Here is a 13,830-nt window from a genome sequence, read left to right on the forward strand (position 1 = left end):
GCGCACGGACATGACCGGTCCCGCTGAGACCCCTGCCGCACTCCAGGCGGCGACGCCTGCCGCACCCCGGGCTGCGACCCCCGCCGGGCCCCCGGCCGAGACCCTGTCGAAGGGAACGACCCGATGACCACGCTCGACCTGCCTCCGGCCGCCGCCGTCCCGGGGCCCGCCGTCCCGGGGCCCGCCGTTGCCGGGCCCGCCGCGCCCGCGGCCGGTCCGGTGGAGCCGCGCCCGGAGAAGCGGGTGAAGCTCGGCGGCGTCACCCGCGAGGACGTGTTCACCGTGGCCGGCTCGTCGATCGGCTCGCTGGCCCTGAACTGGACGCTGTACGAGCGGGTGCTGCCGTTCAGCGGCGCCTTCGGCTTCCTGGTCTGCTGGTACCTGCTCTTCCTGGCCGCCTACTTCACGCTCGGCCGGCTCCAGTGGGGCCCGCTGCTGGTGCGCGAGCGCCTGGTCTCCGTGGTGGCGTGGAGCGCCGGCCTGCTGGTGCTGGCGCTCATCGTCGACCAGGTCGGCTACCTGGCGGTGCGCGGCTTCGAGGCCGCCCAGCACCTCAACTTCTTCACCGAGTCGATGGAGCGCACCGCCGCGCTCTCCCCGATCACCTCCGGCGGCGCGCTGAACGCGATCGTCGGCTCGCTCGAACAGGTCGGCCTGGCCACCCTGTTCGCCGTACCGCTGGGCATCGCCGCGGCGATCTTCATGTCCGAGGTCGGCGGGCGGATGGCCAAGCCGGTGCGGACCCTGGTGGAGGCGATGACGGCACTGCCGTCGATCGTCGCCGGCCTGTTCGTGCTCGGCATCGTGATCCTGACGCTCGGCTTCGACAAGAGCGGCTTCGCGGCCTCGCTCGCCCTCACGGTGATGATGATGCCGATCGTCACCCGGGCCGCCGAGGTGGTCATCCGGCTGGTGCCCGGCACCCTGCGCGAGGCCTCGTACGCGCTGGGCGGCAGCCAGTGGCGGACGGTGTGGAACGTCGTCCTGCCGACCGCCCGGCCCGGTCTGGTCACGGCGGTCGTGCTCGGGGTGGCGCGCGGCATCGGGGAGACCTCGCCGGTGCTGCTGACCTCGGGCTTCACCCCGCAGTTCAACGCCGACCCGTTCCACGAGCACCAGGTGTCGCTGCCCCTGTACGTCTGGAACTACGTCAAGCAGCCCTACCCCGAGATGGTCGCCCGGGCCTTCGCGGCGGGGCTGACCCTGATGGCGCTGGTGCTGGTCCTCTTCGTCACGGCGCGGGTGCTCGGCGGCCGTCGCCCCGGTGAGCTGACCCGTGGTCAGCGGCGCCGGATCGACCGGGAGGCGCGGCGGGCCGAGAGCGCCGCCCGGGCCGCCCGGGCCGGGGCCCAACCGCCCGTCGCCCACCCGCCCGTTGCCCACCCGCCCGTCGCACTGCCCGGGAACAGCTGATGAACCGTCCGACCACCCTCCGTACCAGAGGAGTTCTCATGTCATGGGAGGCCGCAAGGCGCTCCGTGGCCCGTGTCCTGGCGTGCCTGTCCGCGCTGCTGCTCGCCGCGGGCACCCTGCTGTTCGGGCAGGCCGCACCGGCCTTCGCCGCCTCGGTCGCGCTGAGCGCCGACGGCTCCAGCTGGGCCGGCCCGGCCATCGACCAGTGGCGCCAGGACGTCGGGCCGCAGGGCATCCAGATCAGCTTCAACCCGGTGGGGTCGGCGGCCGGCCGGACCGCCTGGAGCAACGGGCAGGACGACTTCACCGCCTCGGACGTGCCGTTCCGCAGCACCGAGGACACCGGCCTCAACTCCGGTGCCCGCACCAGCGGTCAGGGCACCAGGGAGAACCCGGTCTACGGCTTCTCCTACGTGCCGATCACCGCGGGCGGCACGACCTTCATGTACAACCTGGTGGTCGGCGGCAAGCAGGTCCGCGACCTGCGGCTGTCCCCGCAGACCATCGTGGACATCTTCACCAACAAGATCACCAACTGGAACGACCAGAAGATCACCGCCGACTACGGCAAGCCGCTGCCCAACCTGCCGATCACCCCGGTGGTCCGCTCGGACGGCTCCGGCGCCACCGCGCAGTTCACCCGCTGGATGGAGCACACCCACAAGGACCAGTGGGACGCCTACTGCTCCTCGGTCAACGGCACCACCTGCGGTGACTACACCGAGTTCTTCCCGCCGTCCGGCCGGATGGTCGCCCAGAACGGCTCCGACGTCGTCGCCGGCTACATCAAGGCCGCGGCCGGCCTGGGCACCATCGGCTACGACGAGTACGCCTTCGCCAAGCGCAGCAACTGGCCGGTCGTGAAGGTGCTCAACCAGGCCGGCTACTACTCGCTGCCGACCGCCTCCAACGTGGCCATCGCGCTCACCGCCGCCAAGATCCGCGGCGTGGACGACGACACCCCGGCGTCCGACCCGAACTACCTCCAGCAGAACCTCGACGGCGTCTACACCATGGACGACCCGCGCTCGTACCCGATCTCCAGCTACAGCTACGTGATCGTGCCGCGGGCCGGCGCCGCGCTGCCCCCGCCGGGCCGGTTCAACAACGACAAGGGCGCCGCGCTCAGCCGCTTCCTCGCCTACGTGCTCTGCGAGGGCCAGGGCGAGGCCGACGGCCTCGGCTACTCGCCGATCCCGCGCGGCCTGGTCAAGGGCGGGCTGCTGCAGACCAAGTCGATCCCCGGCAACGCCAGCCCGGTCAACCCGGACACCCTGGCCAACTGCGCCAACCCGACCTTCAACTCGGCCGGTGAGCTGACCGTCCTCAAGAACGCCCCGCAGCCGAGCCCCTGCGACAAGCAGGGCGCCCCGCTGGACTGCACCGTCCAGAACGGCCAGGCGGTCAAGGCCGGTTCGGGCGGCTCCGGTGGTTCCGGCGGTTCCGGTGGCACCGGCGGCGCGGCCGGTGGCTCCGGCGGTACGGGCGGCACCGGCCACGGCACCGGCGGGAACGGCGGCACCGGTGGCAGCGGTGACGCGGCCGGCACCGGCGGCGCCGCGGCCGGCGGCGACCCGAACGCCGCCGTGGCCGGCGACCCCGCCGCGGGCGACGGCTCCGCCGACGTGGTCGACCCGCAGACCGGCCAGGTGGTCGCTCGCGGCCGGGGCGGCGCCACCGAGGTCGCGGCCAACGTGGTCGAGGTGAGCGGCCGGCCCGAGGACTGGACGCTGTCCTCGCTGACCGCCGTCGAGCTGCTCGCCGTGGTCCTCGTCCCGCCGCTGCTCGGCCGCCGGTTGCTGCGTCGGCGCAAGGGCTCGGGCGGTGCCTCGTGACGGCACCGGTCCTGGAGAAGCCGCTCGTCCTGGCGCCGCCCGTGGTCGGGGCGCCCCCGGCCCGGCCCGCCGCCGTCACCCCCGCCCGGCGCCGCTTCCTCCAGGGCGCCTGGGCGGCCAGCCTGGCGGCCGCGCTGGTGCTGGGCTTCGTCGGCTTCCTGTTCACGCTCTCGCACGTCCAGGAGCGGCACTACCAGTCGACGGCGTACAAGACCTTCCAGGACCAGCTGGCCCGGGCCGTCGCCCCGACCGGCGCGGCCGCCGACGGCGACCCGGTGGCGCTGGTGGACATCCCGGCGATCGGCCTGCACCAGGCCGTGGTGGTCGAGGGCACCACCGGCCGGGACCTGATGCGCGGCCCCGGCCACCGCCGGGACACCGCACTGCCCGGCCAGAGCGGGGTGGCGGTGCTGTTCGGGCGCGGCGCGACCTTCGGTGCGCCGTTCGCCCGGCTGGCCGGGCTGCGGGTCGGCGACCGGATCGAAACCACCACCGGGCAGGGCAAGCTCACCTACGTGGTCAACGTGTACGGCGACGGCGACCACCCGATCACCGACCCGGCCCGCAACCGGCTGGTCCTGGTCACCGGTGACTCCGACTGGATCCCCGGCTCCACCGTGATGGTCGGCGCCCGGCTGGAGGGCGATCCGCAGCAGAACCCCGGCGGCCGCCCCGCCACCGTCGCCTACGACAAGGCGCTGGCCGCGGACAAGGGCGCGCTGGCCACGCTCCAGCTCTGGTCGCTCGCACTGCTCTGCGCGGTGACCGGGGCGCTGCTGCTGGCCCGGTACTGGCGCCGCTCGACCGCCTACCTGAGCGCCGCGCCGGTGGTCGGCGCCCTGCTCTGGGCGGTCTACGAGAACGCCGCCGCCCTGCTGCCCAACCTCTACTGACGCGCGCCCGGAGGACGTACCGATGACCGACACCGCCGACACGGCCGACACCGCCGACACCGCCGACATCACGCACCAGCCGCACGACGCGACGGTCGACCCGGCCGCCGACACCCTCACCCTCCCGCCGGTCCCGCCAGTTCCGTCGGCCCCGGCCCCTTTGGTCACCCCGGCCCAGGGCCCCGGCGGGGTGCTCGCCGGGCTGGAGACCCGGGACGTCTCCGCCTGGTTCGGTAGCCGCAAGGTGCTGGAGCGGGTCTCCCTGGCGATGCCGGCCGGCGAGGTCACCGCGCTGATCGGCCCGTCCGGCTGCGGCAAGTCCACCTACCTGCGGATCCTCAACCGGATGCACGAGATGGTGCGCGGCGCCGCCCTGGCCGGCGAGGTGCTGCTGGACGGGGACGACGTCTACCGGCCCGGCCGGCGCCCCGCCGAGGTGCGGCGCCGGATCGGCATGGTGTTCCAGCGGCCCAACCCGTTCCCGGCGATGTCCATCCAGGACAACGTCTCCAGCGGGCTCAAGCTGGCCGGGATCAAGGTCTCCAAGGAGGAGCGCCGGGACCTGGTGGAGACCAGCCTGCGCCGCGCCGGACTGTGGGACGAGGTGGCCACCCGGCTGCACGCCCCCGGCGGCTCCCTCTCCGGCGGCCAGCAGCAACGCCTGTGCATCGCACGGTCGTTGGCCGTCTCGCCGGACATCCTGCTGATGGACGAGCCGTGCTCCGCGCTCGACCCGACCTCCACCCGCCGGGTCGAGGAGACCATCGCCGAACTGCGCGGGCGGCTCACCATCGTGATCGTCACCCACAACATGCAGCAGGCCCAGCGGGTCTCCCAGCGCTGCGCGTTCTTCCTCGCCACCCACGACACCCCGGGCCGGATCGTCGAGGCCGGGCCGACCGAGCAGCTCTTCGGCAGCCCGCGCGACCAGCGGACCTCCGACTACGTCAACGGCCGCTTCGGATAGGTCAGTTACCGGCCGGAGTCGGCGATCAGCCGCTCCAGCACCGCCGCGACGCCGTCCTCCTCGTTGCTCACCGTGTGCAGCGGCACCGCCGCCAGCACCTGCGGGTGCGCGTTGGCGACGGCGTACGCGGTGCCGGCCCAGGCCAGCATCTCCAGGTCGTTCGGCATGTCGCCGAAGGCCACCACCTCGGCCCGGTCGATGCCGTGCTCGGCGCACCAACGGGCCAGCGTGCTGGCCTTGGTGATGCCGGGCGCGCTGATCTCCAGCAGGGAGATCGGCGCGGAGCGGGTGATCTCCGCCAGGTGTCCGGCGGCCGTCCGGGCCTCGGCGAGGAAGGTGTCCGGGTCGAGGTCCGGGTGCTTGGCCAGCAGCTTGAACAGGCCCCGCACCGGGCCGTCGTCCGCCAGCAGCTCCTCGGCCGGGCCGACCGCCCGCACCTCGTCGTCGCCCCACATCAGCACCTCGTACCCGGGCTCCCGGGCCCAGCCGTCCGCGTACTCGAAGGCGAAGGCGGTGCCGGGCAGCTTGGCCCGCAGCGCCTCGACCACGGCCAGCGAGGTCGGCGCCGAGATGGGGAAGTACTCGATCAGCTCGCCGCCGCGCCGTACGTCCACGATCGCGCCGCCGTTGGAGCAGATCGCCACCCCGTGACCGCCGATGTGCGGGCTCACCTGCTGCATCCAGCGCGGCGGCCGGCCGGTCACGAACACCACCTGCACCCCGGCCGCCTCGGCCGCCGCCAGGGCCGCGGCGGTGCGATCGCTGACGGTACCGCCGGAGCACAGCAGGGTGCCGTCCAGGTCGGTGGCGATGAGGCGGGGAGCGGTGCGGGGTGAGGTCACCGGTCCATCTTCGCCCATCGCCGCCGCCCGGTCACCGCCGCGGCGCCACCGCCGCAGGCCCCGGTGGCCCCTGACCGTAAGGACGGGTTCCGGCCCTTCCTGCGCCGCTTTCCGGCCGATCCGCCCCCGCCCGGGGTGTCGCGGCGGGCCGACGGGCAGGAACCCCCTGGTCACCCCGTCGGCAGGAAGAGCCATGCCCACTCGCCAGCTCCGTGACGAGCCGCCCCCGACCCTCCCTTCCCCGGATCCCCCCGCCGCCTCCCGCGAGCCGGTGCTGCTCGGCGAAGTGCTGTTCCACACCCTCGCCGAGCTCGCCCGCCGCACCCCGGACCAGGCCCCGGCCTTCCCGGCCCAACGCACCCGCCCCCACCCCTGACCGCCTCCCACCGGCGCGTGAGTCTCGATGCCGGTCCGCCAGTGACCTGTCGGCCACTGGCGGACGGACTGCTCCACGTGGGTCGGCGGCGCGAACCACTGGGGAGGGCGGTCCGACTCAGCGGAGCTGGGCGAGGCCCTCGGTGGCGATCCGCTCGAAGACGGCGAGGTCGTTGGCGAAGATCGAGTCCGGGACGGGCCAGTGGATCACCAGCTCGGTGATGCCCAGCTCCTGGTAGGTGCCGGCGAAGTCCACGAAGGCGTCCAGCGACTGGAGCGGCTTCTCCGCGGTCGAGCCCTGGAGCAGCATCTTCTCCAGCGTGGCGACGTCGCGGCCGGTCGCCTCGCAGGCCGCCGTCAGCTTTCCGATCTGCTGCGCGATGACGGCGGGGGCCTGCTCGACCGGCACGTCCGCCGGGCCCTTCGGGTCCCCGTACGTCACCCAGCCCTGTCCGTACTCGGCCGCCAGCCGCATTCCGCGCGGGCCGGCGGCGGCCACGTAGAACGGGACCCGCGGGGTCTGCACGCAGCCGGGGATGTTCCGTGCCTCGACCGCCGAGTAGTACGTGCCCTCGCGGGTGGTGGCGTCCTCGCGCAGCAGCTCGTCCAGCAGCGGCAGGAACTCGCCGAACCGGTCCGCCCGCTCCTTCGGCGACCACGCCTCCTGCCCCATCGCCGTCGCGTCGAACCCGACCCCGCCGGCCCCGATCCCCAGCGTGATCCGCCCGCCGGACACGTCGTCGAGCGTGATCAACTCCTTCGCCAGCGTCACAGGGTGGCGAAAGTTCGGCGAGGTTACGAGCGTGCCGAGCCGCAGGCGCTCGGTGGCGGTCGCGGCGGCTGTCAGCGTCGGGATCGACCCGAACCACGGCTCGTCCCGGAAGGACCGCCAGGAGAGGTGGTCGTAGGTGTACGCGGCGTGGAATCCGAGGTCCTCGGCCCGCCGCCAGATCTTCTGCCCCTCGGCCCACCGGTGGATGGGGAGGATAACGGTACTCAAGCGCATGCAACGACGATACGCGCGCATTTCGGCGGACCTTCGGACCGCTCGCGCAACGGTAAAGGGGAGATCGGCTAGCGTGGCGCCGTGGGCACGATGAGCAGGCGAGAACTGGCCGCGCTGGTCGAGGAGGCGACGGTCGACACCTACGACGAGCACGAGGAGATGTCGGCTCTGTTCGCCGCCGTCGAGGAGAACCTGGCGGTGCCGTTCAGCACCTCGGTGCTGGGCGTCGAGGTGACCGTGAGCGGCGTCGACCTCTCGCGGGACGGAAGAGTCGTCGCCCTGTGCACCCGCGGTGGATTCCGGCAGGCGATCGGACTCCTGGATCTTCCGTTGCCGGACCCGGCGCCGGACGGAGCGGAGTGGGTCGAGGCATATCGCCATTACTGGGCGCAGTGAGCGTCGGAACCTTCAAGACCGAGAGAGCTCTCATGACTGTCGCTGTACGGAGCGAGGACGAGGCGTCGTTGCGGCGCCTGATCGAGCGAAGTTCCGAACTGAAGGGCGAACTCGTCGCCTTCGCCCAGAGCGCGCGGTTCGACCGGTGGTTGACGCCCCTCCTCCTGGAGGCCGCCGGGCCTCAGCGGCAGTTGGGGGAAGGCGATGCGATCCGGATCGTCGACAACTTCATTCTGCGGTACCGCTTGCCGGACGGTTCTACCGTGGTGGACCGGTTCGTGGCCGGACGACGGGGCTTGACCGAGGCAGATCGGGAGATGCTGCTCGGCTGGCGTGACCCGGTCGAGGGCGTCTTCGAGATCCGGCGCAAGGACGGGGACGCCGTCGTTCTGCTGAACCTGGTCGACGACCTGGAGTACCGCACCTACTCGAACGTCGGGCGGGCGGCCTTCCGCGGAGTGTCCAAGGGAGGCTTCCTCCTCGCCTGCGTGGTGCCCGTGCACTCGGCGGACGGGGCGTGGCTGATCTCCGGGGCGATGTCGTCCTACCCGAAGTCCAGCGTCACCGAGATCGCCCGGGCGGCACTCCAACTGGCCACCAGCCAACCTGAACTGGTCTTCCGCAACCCCGAGAAGATCGAGCAGGGATGGGAGTCGATGCGGGAGGACCGGGCCGCGTTCGTCGAGTTCTGTGGCAGCGACGAACTGGCCCTTCCCCCTGCCGAAGTCGAGGACCGGCTCAACGCCTACTACCGGCACCGGCAGGAGGCCGCCGTCGCCGAGCATCCCGACCGGGCCCGGGGCAGGCGGCTCCCCGGCCTGGCCTTCCCGGCCTTCGAACTGCCGCGAGGGCTCGCCGAATCGGACACGGTCGGCGTCATCTACGACGAAGTGGACGGGCTCAACTTCTACCCGGACTACGGGATGCTGCGGGACCTCTTCGCCGATCCGGCCCTCCCTGGCCGCAGGCAGCACCAGGACCTGCTGCGCGTGTACCTGCGCGAGGAGTCGATTGCACCGCTGCCGCTCCGCCGCCTGGCCGCCGCCCACCCGGAGACCGTCGACGAGGTGTTCCGGAAGCTGCTGCGGAAGCCCGGATTCACCTGGGACGAGCACGGCGAGGAGCTGCTGCGCCGGCGCAAGCCCTGGTACTACGAGCAGGAGCCCCGCCCGGGCGTTTCCGTGATCGGCGAGCGCCTCAGCGAGCTCGCCGCCGGCACCGGACGGCAGAAGTTCACCAGAGCACGGCGCGTGGCCTCCGATCACTCGTAGGGATGAATTAGTGACTCATCAGGGGCTATTTGCATAAGGTGCAAGATACTGTGCGGCTTATGCAAACTCCTCCGCCGGCACTGCTGCCGCTCCTGCGCACCCCGTTCCAGGGGGAGATGCTGGCCTGGCTGTATCTGCATCCGCAGGAAGAGACCTCACTTGCCGACATTGCCGCACGCTTCGGGGTCTCGACCGCAACCGCCAGCCGCGAGGCGGACCGGCTGGTTGAGGCCGAACTGATCACAGAGCGACGGCTCGGAAACCTCCGGCTGCTGCGGGCCAACGCCACCGGGCGGCTGGCAGGCCCACTGACCGAGCTGTTCGCCCTCACCTACGGTCCGATCGCCGTGCTCGGAGATCTGCTGCTACCGCTCGCCGGCGTAGAGGAAGCCCACATCTACGGCTCCTGGGCCGCCCGTTACACCGGGGAGGGCGGCGGGGTACCCAACGACGTCGATGTCCTTGTGGTGGGTACCCCCGACGAGGACGAGCTGTACGAGGCTGCACGCAAGGCGGAACGTCTGCTCGACCGAGACGTCAACGTTCACCGGATCTCGTCGGCCCGCTGGCACGAGCCGGGCACGGACCCGTTCCTCACGGGCGTCAGAAGTCGGCCGACGGTTCAGCTCGAAGCGTTCGAAAGGAAGCACAAGGGATGAAGTGGCAGCAGGGCCGCGCCGCAGTCGAAAGCATGTTGGCGCGCAAGGAACTGGAGCGCGTACCCGCGAGCCGGGAGCAGGCCGACAACCTGCTGGCCCAAGCGTCGAACCACCTCAAGGCAGCAGAGGCGGTCGCTTCCTTCGATGCGATCGGCGCCTACCAACTGCTGTACGACGCAGCGCGGAAGGCGCTGGTCGCGGTCTTGGAGAACCAGGGGTTGCGACCGACCAGCCGAGGGGGGCACATCGCGGTCCTGGAAGCGGTCAGTGCACAGCTCGATCCACCTCTTGGGGCGACTCTCAGGCCCTTCGACCGCATGCGCCGACGTCGGAACCAGGCGGAGTACGCGGATCTGGACGCACCCGAGATCGAAGCCCAGGACGTGGCCAACGATGTCCCGAAGGTGAAGGCGATCACCGAGCTTGCTCAGCGCGTCCTGGACGAGATGAGCCCTTTCTGACGCACTGCGGTCACTGATCGAGTCGATCAGATCCGAGTTCCTCGGCCCGCCGCCAGATCTTCTGCCCCTCGGCCCACCGGTGGATGGGGAGGATCACTGTGCTGAGACGCATGGCATCGACCCTAGCCGGATGACATCCCGTTCGTCCCAGTCGCGAGGCTGAGCCGAACGCCGTGCGACGTGCCCGGCGGGTGGGGCGGGTGGGGCGGGTGGGGCGGGTCGAGGGCGGCGAGGCGGGAGAGCGGGACGGGGAGCGAACGCTCCTCGCACCAGGCGAGCAGGATGGCGATCGGCACGCCCCGTTCACGTCGGGCGCGCCACACCAGCTGCGGCAGGTCGTCCGGCCGGGTGTCCGAGGCGCGCCGGAGGAACCAGCGCCGGCCGGTCGCCAGACCGGCCCGCAGGGCCACGACCTCGCGGTGGACCAGGGCCAGCGCGTCGGCCGGGAGCGGAGCGAGCCCGAGCGGGGCGCGGACCGCGGCGTCCGCGAGCGCGGCGGCGGTGACCAGGCCCTCGGGGCGGCCGCCGGCCAGCAGGACCTCGGTGGCCGCGCGTCGGACGAGTCGGCGCACGACGTGGGAGGCACCGCGCGGCCCGGGAGCGATGCCGCCGCCGAGGAGCAGCGCCACCGTGCAGAGATGGTCGGCGACGACCTCGACGGCGGCCCGACCGCGCGGTCCCGCGGACAGCTCCGGGAAGGCGCCGTCGATGCCGTCCACCAGGGGCCGTAGCGCCGGGAGTTCGAGCGAGGACCGGACGCCGGCCAGGACGCAGCCGACCGCGGGCTCCAGCAGCACCGCTTCGAAGACCGCGCGTCCCGGCCGGGCGGCGGACCGCCCCCGCCCGGACTCCTCGTCACCGGACCGCCCAGCGCCGGACCGCCCAGCGCCGAAGCGGCCGTAGCCGAGCAGTACGTAGCGGCCGCAGGAGCAGCCGGGCCGGCAGTGCGCGGAACAGCCCGGCCCGACCGGGGATTCCAGGGTGAAGCAGGGCCCCGACCGGGCGCCCAGCCGCCGCGGCATCCCCGGCGGCAGCCGGTCGACGACGGCTCGCTCGCGGATGCCGACTTCGCTCAGGGCGCCCGCTAGCGGCTCGGTGCCGCCCTCGTCCGGCGGGCCCGGCAGGATCCCGGCGGCGAGTGAGCCGCGGTCCACGCCGCATTCCTCCAGCGCACCGAGCACCTCGTCGAGGCGCCACGCCCGCGACCGTCCCTCCGTGTGGACCGCACCGACGACGCGCTGCGCGGACGGGGGTGAGGCGATCGGCAGGGCGTCGATCCGGCTGGTGTCGAAGCACCAGGCGAGGGTGGCCGCGCCGCCGCCCTGCCGGGGCACTGCGGAGAGCAGGTGCTCCGGCCAGTCGGGCGCGGACGGAGTGTCGAACGGGACGCCGCCACGGCGGAGCGGCGGCGTCGCCCGCGGAACGGCGCGGCGATACCCGCGCCGGGCCAGCCCGTGCATCAGGGACTGAGCCACCCACGGCGTCTCCGACTCGCTCGCCGACATCCCACCCCCACCTTGTGACTACTTTATTGACAATGCTGACTAACTACATGACTAGCTGTCAAGTTTTCTCTCGCCGTACACCCAAAACGCCACCGACCTGCACAGATCGCCCAATCGTCGGTCGCGACCGGGGCGGCAAAACAGGACAAGCAGACCGAAAGCAGAACCAATCACCGCTTGACCCAGACTCTTGACAGCTCTTGTCGAGTGCTGTCAATATCACCCCAAGCTAAATCCGGCTGGTGGAAATTCTTTCATTTTGCAAGTGGGGAAAAGATCGTGCGCAAGGCTCTTTCGACTGTTCTTCTGGTGATTGCGGCCTTCGTGGCGGTGACGGTGGGTCCGGCCGAGGCGGCCGGGACGCACCCGGCGGCGGGCACCGTCGTCTCCGCCGCCGGCGTCGCCGACATTCCGCTCTGCTGCTGAGCGGAGGCGGACGCACGGACTGACGTCCGGGGATGGGAAAAGCCGCAGGGGCGGACCGTCGGAGGACGGTCCGCCCCTGCGGTGGCGGTTCCAGCGGGTGGTCGGCGGGTGGTGGGCAGCGGCCCGCGGGTCAGTGGTCGCGGGTCAGCGGTCGTCGGCCGGTCAGGCCCGGGGCAGCAGGCTCCCGGCCGGGAGGATCCGGCCGTGCTGGCCCAGGCACCGCATGCCCTGTCGGTACGCCCAGATCGCGCGCTCCGGCTGCCCGGCGGCCTCCAGGATCTCGGCCAGCTCGGACCAGGCGGCGGCCGCCTGCCGACCCGCCGACGAGGCCTCCAGCATCAGCGCGCTGCGCTCGTACGCCTCCCGGGCCGCGACCTGGTCGCCCTGGGAGAGGCGGGCGGCGGCCAGCACCAGGAGAGTCCTCGCGCTCTGCAGCCGGTGCAGCGGACCGAGCAGGCCGAGCGCCTTCTCGGCGTGTTCGACGGAGGCCGCCGGATCGCCGCTGCGCAGCTTCACCCGGGCCATCGCGGTCTCGCAGTAGGCGAGGTCGATGTCGCTGCCCACGTCGGACAGCGCGCTCGCGCTCTGCGTCAACAGGCCCTCGGCCAGCGCGATGTCCGGCTCCTCGAACTCCAGCAGGACCGCGGCGTAGGCGTTGCGCAACCGGGCCAGCGCCCGGGTGTCGTCACCCTCCGAGTAGATCGCCAGGGCCTGCTCGATGAGTTCCACCGCGTCCGCCGTCCGGCCGTTGCGGTGCATCGCGACGCTGGCGTTCCACAGCGCGGCGCCGAGCGCCTTCCGGTCGGAGACCTGGCCGGCCTTCTCGATCGCCCGGGCGGCCAGGTAGCTCGCCCGGTGCAGGTCGCCACGCTCGCAGTGCAGGCCGACCAGCGTCGACAGCAGTTCGATCCCCGGGCGGGTGGGCGCGAGGTTCAGCCGCTCGATCTCCGTCACCGCCTCCTCGGCGATGGTGATCGCGTGGGAGAGGTCGCCCAGCTCGCGGTAGCAGCGGCAGAGCGCGACGGTGACGGGAAGCCCGGCGACGAAGTCCCGGGACCGTTCCGAGGCCGTCCGCAGTCCCTCGTACCGTGCGGCGGCCTCCTCCAGGCGCCCGACCCGTTCGAGTGACTGCGCGATCCCGGTCTCGGCGGCGAGCCAGAGGGCCGGCTGCTCGTCGCGGTCGATGGTGTCCTGGATGCGCTCGTACTCGGCCAGGGCGGCTTCCGGCTCGCCGTTGAGCGCCGTCATCTCGGCGTACTTGAGCGCGAGGTCGATCTCCTCGGCCCGGGACTCGGTGACGCCGACCAGGTCGGCGACCTCGCAGTTCAGCCGGCCGGCCAGGTACTGCACGACGTCGGCGGAGGGCGTCCGCTTGCCGGCTTCGAGCAACGAGACGTAACTCGGTGAGAGCTTGGGGCCGGCGAGTTCGGCCTGGGACATGCGGGCGGCCCGCCGCAGCCGCGCCACGCGTACGCCCAGGTCTTTGTCGTTCACGATTCACTCCTCGGCTCCGAGCACTGCGAAGGCAGGTCGTGGAAGAATTGTGGATTCTTTTCGCGAATCCGGGTCGGATTCCCGGGAAACGGGCGGCGGCAGTGGCTTGGCATTCCGGGGGCCGGGCCGTTTCGGCGGGTGGCGGTTCGAGCGGCGGCGGTTCGCGCCGGGACCGCCGCAGTGACGGGCCCCCGAACGCCCGATGGGGTGAACGGGCCACCGGCCACCGGTGGTTCAGGGGATGATGCGCCGGTCGACGAGTCGGTCCGAAGCGGCGCCGGGCTCGC

General features: G+C 72.3%; 14 protein-coding genes. 10 read left to right on the forward strand and 4 right to left on the reverse strand.

Translation table 11 applies throughout. The features are described from left to right. Positions 1-123: 123 nt before the first annotated feature. The 4 genes from pstA to AB0F71_RS27815 all read left to right on the forward strand — a co-directional run bounded on the left by pstA (position 124) and on the right by AB0F71_RS27815 (position 5,108). Positions 124-1,413: a phosphate ABC transporter permease PstA gene (gene pstA, locus AB0F71_RS27800; RefSeq protein ID WP_360239453.1), complete on the forward strand. Its 1,290-nt coding sequence runs from the start codon at positions 124-126 to the stop codon at positions 1,411-1,413. Between the two features lie 65 nt (positions 1,414-1,478). Continuing rightward, positions 1,479-3,248, forward strand: a complete 1,770-nt coding sequence (locus tag AB0F71_RS27805; RefSeq protein WP_360239455.1) for a substrate-binding domain-containing protein — start codon at positions 1,479-1,481, stop codon at positions 3,246-3,248. Then, positions 3,245-4,141: a class E sortase gene (locus AB0F71_RS27810; protein ID WP_360239458.1), complete on the forward strand. Its 897-nt coding sequence runs from the start codon at positions 3,245-3,247 to the stop codon at positions 4,139-4,141. Before AB0F71_RS27805 ends, AB0F71_RS27810 begins: the two co-directional genes overlap by 4 nt. A 190-nt stretch (positions 4,142-4,331) precedes the next feature. Then, positions 4,332-5,108 carry a phosphate ABC transporter ATP-binding protein gene (locus tag AB0F71_RS27815; protein WP_360239629.1) on the forward strand — a complete coding sequence of 259 codons (777 nt, stop codon included), beginning with the start codon at positions 4,332-4,334 and terminating at the stop codon, positions 5,106-5,108. Positions 5,109-5,113: 5 nt separating this feature from the next. Here AB0F71_RS27815 and AB0F71_RS27820 read toward each other — a convergent pair whose 3' ends face one another. Next, positions 5,114-5,968, reverse strand: a complete 855-nt coding sequence (locus tag AB0F71_RS27820) for an HAD family hydrolase (RefSeq protein WP_360239461.1) — start codon at positions 5,966-5,968, stop codon at positions 5,114-5,116. Between the two features lie 175 nt (positions 5,969-6,143). Here AB0F71_RS27820 and AB0F71_RS27825 point away from each other — a divergent pair, with 175 nt between their 5' ends. Then, positions 6,144-6,326 carry a hypothetical protein gene (locus AB0F71_RS27825; RefSeq protein ID WP_360239464.1) on the forward strand — a complete coding sequence of 61 codons (183 nt, stop codon included), beginning with the start codon at positions 6,144-6,146 and terminating at the stop codon, positions 6,324-6,326. Positions 6,327-6,443: 117 nt separating this feature from the next. On the opposite strand, the gene AB0F71_RS27830 is transcribed toward AB0F71_RS27825, so the two are convergent. Next, positions 6,444-7,331, reverse strand: a complete 888-nt coding sequence (locus AB0F71_RS27830) for an LLM class flavin-dependent oxidoreductase (RefSeq protein WP_360239467.1) — start codon at positions 7,329-7,331, stop codon at positions 6,444-6,446. A 90-nt stretch (positions 7,332-7,421) separates the two neighbouring features. Between AB0F71_RS27830 and AB0F71_RS27835 the strand changes: the two genes are divergently transcribed. From AB0F71_RS27835 to AB0F71_RS27850, 4 genes are read left to right on the forward strand one after another with little or no spacing between them, the layout of a single operon-like run. After that, positions 7,422-7,727, forward strand: coding sequence for a hypothetical protein (locus AB0F71_RS27835; RefSeq protein ID WP_360239470.1), 306 nt, complete (start codon positions 7,422-7,424; stop codon positions 7,725-7,727). Between the two features lie 32 nt (positions 7,728-7,759). Further along, positions 7,760-8,998, forward strand: coding sequence for a hypothetical protein (locus AB0F71_RS27840; protein ID WP_360239473.1), 1,239 nt, complete (start codon positions 7,760-7,762; stop codon positions 8,996-8,998). A 59-nt stretch (positions 8,999-9,057) separates the two neighbouring features. Next, on the forward strand, positions 9,058-9,657 hold the full coding sequence (locus AB0F71_RS27845) for a MarR family transcriptional regulator (protein WP_097236829.1): 600 nt from the start codon (positions 9,058-9,060) through the stop codon (positions 9,655-9,657). After that, positions 9,654-10,118, forward strand: coding sequence for a hypothetical protein (locus AB0F71_RS27850; RefSeq protein WP_097236830.1), 465 nt, complete (start codon positions 9,654-9,656; stop codon positions 10,116-10,118). Before AB0F71_RS27845 ends, AB0F71_RS27850 begins: the two co-directional genes overlap by 4 nt. A 122-nt stretch (positions 10,119-10,240) precedes the next feature. Here the strand turns inward: AB0F71_RS27850 and AB0F71_RS27855 are convergent, their stop codons facing one another. Continuing rightward, a complete protein-coding gene (locus AB0F71_RS27855; RefSeq protein ID WP_360239477.1) occupies positions 10,241-11,593 on the reverse strand; it encodes an alanine--tRNA ligase-related protein in 1,353 nt (450 codons plus the stop codon). Positions 11,594-11,800: 207 nt separating this feature from the next. Between AB0F71_RS27855 and AB0F71_RS27860 the strand changes: the two genes are divergently transcribed. Beyond that, complete coding sequence (locus AB0F71_RS27860; protein WP_360239480.1) at positions 11,801-12,049, forward strand: hypothetical protein; 249 nt, start codon at positions 11,801-11,803, stop codon at positions 12,047-12,049. 162 nt (positions 12,050-12,211) lie between these two features. Here the strand turns inward: AB0F71_RS27860 and AB0F71_RS27865 are convergent, their stop codons facing one another. Further along, complete coding sequence (locus tag AB0F71_RS27865) at positions 12,212-13,543, reverse strand: helix-turn-helix domain-containing protein (protein ID WP_360239483.1); 1,332 nt, start codon at positions 13,541-13,543, stop codon at positions 12,212-12,214. Positions 13,544-13,830 lie beyond the last annotated feature (287 nt).

It is taken from the genome of Kitasatospora sp. NPDC028055, from assembly GCF_040637885.1.
Lineage (GTDB): Bacteria > Actinomycetota > Actinomycetes > Streptomycetales > Streptomycetaceae > Kitasatospora.